The 8018-nt window shown below is 68.5% G+C and carries 10 protein-coding genes and 1 pseudogene; 2 read left to right on the forward strand and 9 right to left on the reverse strand.

All coding sequences use genetic code 11. From position 1 onward, the window contains the following. From AACZ35_RS10065 to AACZ35_RS10090, 6 genes are all read right to left on the reverse strand, one after another. On the reverse strand, positions 1-670 hold a 670-nt coding region (locus tag AACZ35_RS10065; RefSeq protein WP_339828733.1), incomplete at its 3' end, for an EcsC family protein. After that, positions 667-948 (reverse strand): DUF2007 domain-containing protein, encoded by a 282-nt coding sequence (locus AACZ35_RS10070; RefSeq protein ID WP_339828735.1) that lies wholly within the window; start codon positions 946-948, stop codon positions 667-669. The genes AACZ35_RS10070 and AACZ35_RS10065, both read right to left, overlap by 4 nt. Before the next feature lie 19 nt (positions 949-967). Further along, positions 968-1663, reverse strand: coding sequence for a GNAT family N-acetyltransferase (locus tag AACZ35_RS10075; RefSeq protein ID WP_339828738.1), 696 nt, complete (start codon positions 1661-1663; stop codon positions 968-970). Between the two features lie 38 nt (positions 1664-1701). Further along, positions 1702-2382, reverse strand: coding sequence for a hypothetical protein (locus AACZ35_RS10080; RefSeq protein WP_339828741.1), 681 nt, complete (start codon positions 2380-2382; stop codon positions 1702-1704). A 43-nt stretch (positions 2383-2425) separates the two neighbouring features. After that, the gene (locus tag AACZ35_RS10085) at positions 2426-3166 is read right to left on the reverse strand and encodes a hypothetical protein (protein ID WP_339828743.1); all 741 of its coding nucleotides are present in this window, start codon (positions 3164-3166) and stop codon (positions 2426-2428) included. Positions 3167-3333: 167 nt separating this feature from the next. Continuing rightward, positions 3334-3654 (reverse strand): DUF2007 domain-containing protein, encoded by a 321-nt coding sequence (locus AACZ35_RS10090; RefSeq protein ID WP_339828746.1) that lies wholly within the window; start codon positions 3652-3654, stop codon positions 3334-3336. 215 nt (positions 3655-3869) lie between these two features. Between AACZ35_RS10090 and AACZ35_RS10095 the strand changes: the two genes are divergently transcribed. Next, positions 3870-4241 (forward strand): hypothetical protein, encoded by a 372-nt coding sequence (locus AACZ35_RS10095; protein ID WP_339828748.1) that lies wholly within the window; start codon positions 3870-3872, stop codon positions 4239-4241. 21 nt (positions 4242-4262) lie between these two features. Here the strand turns inward: AACZ35_RS10095 and AACZ35_RS10100 are convergent, their stop codons facing one another. Together AACZ35_RS10100 and AACZ35_RS10105 are read right to left on the reverse strand one after the other, a co-directional pair. Beyond that, positions 4263-5405 (reverse strand): acyl-CoA desaturase, encoded by a 1143-nt coding sequence (locus AACZ35_RS10100; RefSeq protein ID WP_339828751.1) that lies wholly within the window; start codon positions 5403-5405, stop codon positions 4263-4265. Between the two features lie 4 nt (positions 5406-5409). Next, a complete protein-coding gene (locus AACZ35_RS10105) occupies positions 5410-6510 on the reverse strand; it encodes a ferredoxin reductase (protein WP_339828754.1) in 1101 nt (366 codons plus the stop codon). A gap of 92 nt (positions 6511-6602) precedes the next feature. On the opposite strand from AACZ35_RS10105, the gene fabR reads away from it, so the two are divergent. Beyond that, a complete protein-coding gene (gene fabR, locus AACZ35_RS10110; RefSeq protein WP_339828757.1) occupies positions 6603-7256 on the forward strand; it encodes an HTH-type transcriptional repressor FabR in 654 nt (217 codons plus the stop codon). 51 nt (positions 7257-7307) lie between these two features. Here the strand turns inward: fabR and AACZ35_RS10115 are convergent. Next, positions 7308-7962, reverse strand: a pseudogene (locus AACZ35_RS10115) (NrdJb). Between the last annotated feature and the right edge of the window lie 56 nt (positions 7963-8018).

Genomic DNA, 8018 nt, shown 5'->3' on the forward strand with positions numbered 1-8018 from the left:
CGGTGGCGGCGCCGATCAGGGGCGCGGCCTGGGCCAGCGCCTTTTGCGTCACGGGGATCGAGAAGCGGCTGGCGATGCCGTTCACCAGCTGCACCAGCGCCGGCGCGCTGCCCGTGCCCATGCCACCGGCCACGTAGCGCGTGGCGGCGGTGACCTGCTGGGCCAGCGCCGCGCGGGTGGCGAAATAGCCCGACTCAGCGCCGTCGTCGTCGCTGCGGCGGCCGCCCAAGGCCAGCACTTCCAGGCAGGCCATGCGGGTGGCCGGGTCGTCCGCGGATTCACCTTCGCTGCGGGCGATGTCGGTGATCGAGCGCAACATGGCGGCGGTGGTGATGGGCAGTTCCACCAGCAGGCCCGGCAGCCCGAAAAAACCGCCGACCGCGCCGGTGCCCGCGACCGCGAACTTGTGCAGGCGCGGGCTGGCGGTGTGGCCGGGCACGGGCGTTCGCAGCGTCCGCCGGGCCGCGTCGAAGGCCGTCTCCACCGCCTTGCGCGCGGCGCGATCGACCAGGCGCGCGGCCGGACCAGGCAGGCGCGCCATCAAGCCTTCGATGGGGGCGCCAATGACGTTGGCCAGCTGCATGGCCAGGCCCGGGGACTCCAGCAGCCGGCGCGCTTCGGCCAGCTCGGCCTGGGCCTCGGGCGGCAGCGGGCGGAGGATCTTCGTCACAGCAAGACTTCGGTGTCGTCGTCCGGATGCTGGGAGGCCAGGCGTTCGAGTTCCTCTTCGTCGGGCACTTCGCCGGCATCCCAATCGGCGACGACGGCGCGGGCGCGTTCGAGTTCGTCGTCCGGCACCAGCACCTGCACCACCCCGATGGCCGGCAGTTCGCCGGCGGCGCCCAGCAGCCCGGCGCCCGACACCCGTGCCGGGATGCCGGCGCTGTGCAGCAGGTCGCAGACCAGCTGGGCGTCGATGAGGTTCTGGGCGTCGTAGGCGGTTTTCATGCCTGTGACTCTAGGTCAATCAGGCCGGCTTGCCCATGCCGGGCGGGCGGGAAAGCGACGCAAACCGGATTCGCGCACGGTGCCGGTAACCAATGCGTTCATACAGGGCCAGCGCGCGGTCATTGGCGGGGCTGACGTGCAGGAAGGGCACCAGGCCCTGGCGCAGCAGGTCGTTCGACAGCAGGGCCATCAGCCGGCGTGAATAACCGCGGCCCAGGAAATCCGGATGCGTGCAGACCGCGCTGACTTCGCGGTGGCCGGGCGGGCCCATGCGCTCGCCGGCGATGGCCGCCAGCCGGCCCTGCTGGTAAATGCCGAAATAGCGGCCCAGCCGGGTGGCCTGCGGGCGGAAGTAGTGCGGGTAAACCAGGGCCACCAGCTCAAGAACGGCGGCATGGTGCGCGTCGCCGAGTTCGATGACCTCCGGCCCGTCCACCTCCGCCAGCGGCTCCGGGCAGGCCATCTGCACCAGGGTGACCTGGGGCTCGAATTTCCAGCCGGTCGGCGGCGCCGCCATGTTTCCCAGCATCAGCACGGTGTCGCCCGGCGGCACCAAGGCATGCAGGGCCGCGGGATCGTCGTACCCTTCTTCCGGCACGCCCAGGAAAGGTGCGATGTCGGGCGGATAACGGAGCACTTCGCCCTGCTGAAGCGACAGCGGGCGATGGCGGTTGGCCAGGGATTCGAAGACGGGGTTGTCGAGCGGGTGTGGCATGCGGCGCAAAGATTACACCGGCAGTTGGCTTGCCCGCCTCAGCCTTCCACCAGGCTCATCGGCTGGCAGACCGTGCGTTCCCGCATGTCCACGGGCAGGGGATCGCTGTCGACGTCCACGTCCATGGACGCCAGGCGCTGCAGCATCTGGTCGGCGATGGCGGTAAGCAGCAGGTTGGCGTTGCGGGCGCTGGCGATTTCCTCGCGAAGGCGCCAGCGGCGCGGCGCGTCCATCGTGCCTTCCGCTTCCTGCAATGTTTGCAGGCGGGCCCAGTTGGCCTGTTCCTGCTGCGCCAGCAGGGCGAACTCTTCCATGCCCTGGTAGATCTCGCCGTAGACCTGGGCCTGTCGCGGGCCGCGATGGCGCGACAGCAGTTCGGGCGCGCCGCCGCGCCAGCCGCTGCGGCTGGAGAACAGGTAGGGGGTGCGGCCGATGGCTTCGATCGCAGGCAGCGGCTCTTCGAACGAAAGGTGGGCGTCCAGCTCCTGCAGCCGCTGCACGACGCAGGGCGAGGTCGCCTGGCGAAGGCGCAGCACCACGGCGAAGTCGCGCATTTCCTCGTGCATGGCCAGCAGGGTGTCGTCGGCGCGGCGCGCTTCCTGCCAGTCCGACAGCCAGTGTTCCAGCGCCAGCGCCACCAGCACGCCCAGCATCACCACCAGGAACTCGCCCACCAGGCCACGGCCCCGGCGGGGCCGCGCGTACGGATTGGCATTCATGGCCTGCTCCCCCCTGCCCTTTCCGGGGGAAGGTTACCGCGACTCAGGAATCGGCGTTTTCCGCAGCCGCGGGCTTCAGGCTCGCCAGGCGGATGCCATCGTCTTTCGCGATGCGGCCGGTGGCGGTGGGCGCATCAGCCTTGATCTTGGCGCAGACGCTCTTGCGGCCAGGCGGGCAGAAGGTGACCGGCACGTGCCAGGAGGTGGCGACCGGTGCACCTTCGACCTCTTCGATCAGCGGCTTCCAGTGCTGCATGACCTTCATGACTTCGGCGACGTACTGGTCGCGATAGGCCTGCGAATCTTCGAGCTTGCGGCCGCCCTTCCACAGGGAAATCCCCGCCAGCCCCGAACGATCCATGGCCACGCTGCCGTCGGCATTGAGCTCGATGCGCATCACCACGTGGGCACCGTAGCCGCGCTCGGCCGCGCGCGCGGGATAGACCGGGGGATGCAGCACGGCCTTGGCGGGCTCCACCCTGAGCGCCTTGGCGGACACGCTGTCGTCGCCACCGGGCTCGAAGCGCATCTGCACGACCACGTGGGTGCGGCTGGGCGCCGCGCGGCCGTTGACCTGGGCTGGCTCGAACTCGACGTCTCGCGTGGCGCTCTCGGCCACGGCGGCCAGCGCCTCAGGCAAGTCGCCCACCGCCTCCGCTCCGACGACGCTGCCGCTGGTATCCACGTCCACCCGCACGACCACGGGGCGTTCGAAGGGCCTGTCCGCGGCCACGGCGGGCAGCGAGAACAGCAGGGCAAAGAGGGCGGGAAGCAGTCGGGTCATCGGACATTCCTTGCGGGGGCAAGGTTTGGACTCTATGCGACCCGCGCCATGCCAGCCAGACAAGCAGGCACGACAATTTCGCATTCAGTCAGCAAACTGAACCTGCGCGCCGAAACTGTCCGGCATCACTGTACGGGGAAACTATCGCTGTCCGCGAGATGAGCGGATCAGGCCTGCTTGCCGGCCGCGTCGAAGAGATTGAAGACCGGCACCTTGGCTTCGATCTCGTGCGGGTCGTCGTCCAGGGCGACGCTGAAACCGTCGTCGTCGTTGTCGTCGGGCACGGTCTGCCATTCGTGGACCAGCTGGCGCGCTTCGCTGGCTTCGTCGTCCTCGACGACCACGCGGACCTGGCGGGTGGCGGGCACGCCCCCGTCCGGATCGGCCACGTTCGGGCCGAAGATGTGCGCGGCGATGCCGGCGCTGACCAGAAGGTCCTGGACCAGCTGGGCGTCGAGCTCGTTTTCGGCGACGTAGATGGGCGTCATGCCGGTCCCTCAGTGAGTGGGTCCGGGTTCACATTTCGGGCTGAAAATGCCCTCGAAACTGTGAACTGGTTCACACTTTGGCCGGTTTTCTGGCGGGTGGTGGCCTGGGGCTGACCAACGGGGCGTTTCGTGCCGGAAGGTGCGGTGCCGGCCCCTTCGCCGTATCCTCGAAGGCACCGGCTCCCGACTGGGGAGCGACCAGGAAAGCGACCAGGATGTCGACCCTCAAGGCCATCAATGCGCAGGTCACCGGTTCGCAGGAAAGCCCGGATGCGATCCCGCTGACCCTCAAGCCCGGCGACGTGGTGCACGTGCAGCACGCCCACCCCGATCGCGAAGGTTACGTCTGGGCCGAAGACGGCCAGCTAAGCGCCGGCTGGATGCCGCTGGACCTGGTCGACATGAATTCCGGCACGCCCAAGGCCAAGGCCGAATACTGCAGCGCCGAACTCACCGTCGAACCCGGCGACACCGTGCGCCTGATCTGGGAAGACCCCGCGCATGACGCCTGCTGGTGCGAAGACCGGCACAGCGAGCGTGGCTGGATCCGCAACGAACACCTGCAGTTCGAACCGCCACAGGGCTGATCCCTTCGGCGCGGCCCGGCGTTAAAGCGCCGCGGAAAGATCCCTGCCCGGCGACCGGGCCGCCGATCGCGGCCGGCTCGGGAACGCGTGCCGCAGGATCCGCCAGACCACCTGCCCGAACTGCCTGGGCAATGAACCGGTGTTGTAGTGCTGGCCATAACGCGCGCAGATTTCGCGCACCTCCGCCGCCATCGCCGCGTAGCGGTTGGCTGGCACGTCGGGGAAGAAATGGTGCTCGATCTGGTGGCTCAGGTTGCCCGACATCAGGTTCAGCAGCCGGCCGCCGGCGATGTTCGACGAGCCCCGCAGCTGCCGGATGTACCAGCCGCCGCGGCCTTCGTCGCGCACCGAGTCGCGGGCAAAGGTTTCCGCATCGGCGGTGAAGTGGCCGCAGAAGATGATCAGGTAGGTCCACAGGTTGCGCAGCACGTTGGCGATGGCGTTGCCCACCAGCACGGTCAGGAAGAACGGCCCCGCCAACAGCGGGAAGAACACGTAGTCCTTGAGCACCTGGCGCGCCATCTTGCGGCCCACCGGGCGGAACTCTTCCCGGAGTTCGCGCGTCGTCTTCTTGCCCGCGAACCAGCGGCCCAGGCGCAGGTCCTGGATCGCGATGCCCCACTCGAACAGGATCGCGAACACCACCGCCACCACCGGCTGTGCCAGGTAGAACGGCCGCCAGCGTTGTTCGGGGAACAGGCGCAGCAGGCCATAGCCGATGTCGTCGTCCAAACCGCGCACATTGGTCCAGGTGTGGTGGCGGAAGTTGTGCGTCTTGCGCCAGTTGTCGCTGGTGCCGGCGATATCCCACTCGTAGGTCCGGCCATTGAGCGCCGGGTCGTTCATCCAGTCGAACTGGCCATGGATGACGTTGTGGCCCAGCTCCATGTTTTCCAGGATCTTCGACAGCGCCAGCGACAGCACGCCCAGGCTGCCGGCGACCCACAGCACGGGCGGATAGAACGCGCCGGCGATGGCGGCAAGCATCAGCAGCGCGCGGCCGGCGAAACCGAAATAGCGCACGGCCTTGAGCACGGCGCGGATGTAGTCGGCGTCGGCCTGGCCGATGGTGGCGACGGTGCGCGCACGCAGGGCGTCGAGCTCGGCGGCGAAGGCGTCGAGCTCTTCCGGGGACAGCGCGCGGTTGCGGGGTTTGGCGGTCATCGGTTCAAAGGTCCAGGACAAGGTCGCTGCGGGCGCTGGAAACGCACAGGCGCAGGGCGGACACGGGTTCGTGCTCGACCTCGCCGGTCAGCAGATGACGGGTGCTGCCGGCGGACTTTTCGCAGGCGCAGGTATTGCACAGACCGCGGCGGCAGCCCGAAGCGGGCGACAGGCCGGCGGCTTCCAGGGCTTCGAGCAGCGGCAGGCCTCGCGGAACCTGCAGCTTGCGGCCACTGCGCGCCAGGGTCAGCGCGACGCTGCCGGTATCGGTGGTCTCGTGCACGGGCGGCGAAAAGGATTCGGCGGCGAAGCTGGCGGCGTGTCCGCCCAGCAGGTCGCGTGCGGTGGTGACGAAGCCCGTCGGGCCGCAGGCCAGCACGTGTGCGGGCGCGGCCAGCCAGGGCGCGACCTGGCTGGCGCAGAGCCGGCCTTCGGCCTCGTCCCCGGCGCGAGCGGCATCGCGGGTCAGCACGAAACGCACATCGAGCGCAGGCTGCCGCTTCGCGATGGCGCGCAGCTCGTCGACGAAGCAGCGCTGGTCGCGGCTGCGGGTGAAATACAGCAGCGTGGTCGGCGCCGGATTCGGCTGCGCGGCCAGTCCGGCGAAGAGCGCCATCATCGGGGTGATGCCGCTGCCGGCGGCCAGCAGCAGACTCGGCTTGCCGTCGGGTGGCGGCAGCGCCAGTTCACCGAAGGCCTCGCCCAGGCCCAGCACGTCGCCAACCTTGGCGCGATCAAACAGATGGCCGCTGACCTTGCCGCCGGCGATCTTCTTGACGGTTATGCGGAATCGGCCGTCCCTGCCCGGCACGGCGCTGGGGCTGTAGCTGCGGACCAGGCGGCGGCCATCCACTTCGACGCCGACGTTGATGTGCTGGCCCGGGCCGAAACCGCGGAAGTGGCGGTTGGGCCGGATCAGCAGGCTCACCGCATCCGAGGCTGCCGGCTCGATGCCCAGGATGCGGCCCAGCGGCCGGTTCCAGGACCAGGCGGGCGACAGGCGCGCCGCCCAGAAGTCGAACAGGGCCGGGGAAACCAGCGGCGCACGCCGGGCATGTCCGGGTGGGCGGGCGGAGGTTAGGGCGGGAACAAGGTCGGGGCGCATGGGCGGCAGTATACAGCTCCGCATACATCTGTCTATACAGTTGTATATGCAGAGACGCTTATGATGGCGCCCTACCCCGATCCGGCCCACCCGTGACGCCCACTTCTTCCGACACCGACACCGCCGACCTGCACCCCAGCCGCCGCACGGCGATCACCCAGGCCGACCTGCTCGAAGCCGCCCTGCGCCTGATAGGCCCGCATCGCAGCGTGTCCAGCCTGGGCCTTCGCGAGGTGGCGCGCGAGGCCGGCATCGCCCCGAACAGCTTCTACCGCCAGTTCCGCGACATGGACGAACTGGCCGTGGCCCTGATCGACGTCGCCGGCCAGTCGCTGCGCAAGATCGTCGGCGCCGCCCGCCACCGCGCCGAAGCCGAGCGCGGCATCGTGCGCGGCTCGGTCGAAGCCTTCATGGAACAGGTGCGCGCCGACGACAAATTGCTGCACGTGCTGCTGCGCGAAGGCACCGTGGGCTCGGACGCCTTCAAGCGCGCCGTTGATCGCGAGCTGAGCTTCTTCGAAGACGAACTGCACGCCGACCTCGTGCGCTTCGGCGAACTGCGTAACCAGCCGCTGGCCGAACCCGCGCTGGCCGCACGCGCCATCACCCGCCTGGCCTTCGCCATGGGCGCCACCGCCCTGGACCTGCCACCCGAGCGCGACGCCGAGTTGATCGACCAGCTCACGACGATGGTGCGCATGATCCTGGTGGGTGCGCGGAGTCTGTCGAAACCGGCCGGCGCATGAAAAAAGGAGCCTTGCGGCTCCTCTTTTCATTCACCCGAAGGCATCAGGCGCTCAGCCGCACTTGCTGTATCCGCAGTTCAGGCACGTCGCGCACCCGTCCATCAGCACGGTGGCCTTGGTGTTGCACTTGTTGCACATGGTCGCGCTGGGCGGGAAGGAAGTGCCCTCGCCGGTGACCTGCACCGCCTCGTCGGCGCGCTTCGCGCCTTCGGTGCCGGTGCCGGCGGGGGCGGCAGCTTCGCCCGACTTCTTCTTGGCCTTGGCTTCGTAGGCAGCGCGCTTTTCGGCGATCAGGCGCTTCTGCTCTTCGCCCAGTTCCGGGTCGATGATCATGCCGATGGACTTGAGGTGCTCTTCGACCACCGAGCCGATTTCGGCCACGATCGACGGCATGTACACGCCGGTCCATGTTCTTGGAGTTGATGAACACCTCGAACGGACGGCGCAGCTCGTGTTCGGTGCCCGGGTTGAGCACGATGTCGTTGATCGTCACGTACATGGCGTGTTCGACCAGCGGCGACTTGATCTTGTAGGTCGAACCGATAAGCACGTCGGGGCGCTCGACCTTTTCGTGCATCTGGATGATGTTCGATTCCGGCTCCGGCACGGCCACGGGAGCGGCGACGGGCACCACGCTGGCCTTGGCCTTGTCTTCCGGCTTCTGGACCGCGTATCCCTTGATTTTCTTGCTGATCTTGATGGCCATGCTGTTTTCTTTCCGCTTATGCAGTTCTGTGGGTTACTTGCCCGGAGCCCCCCGCC

This window comes from uncultured Arenimonas sp., assembly GCF_963976025.1.
Taxonomy (GTDB): domain Bacteria; phylum Pseudomonadota; class Gammaproteobacteria; order Xanthomonadales; family Xanthomonadaceae; genus Arenimonas.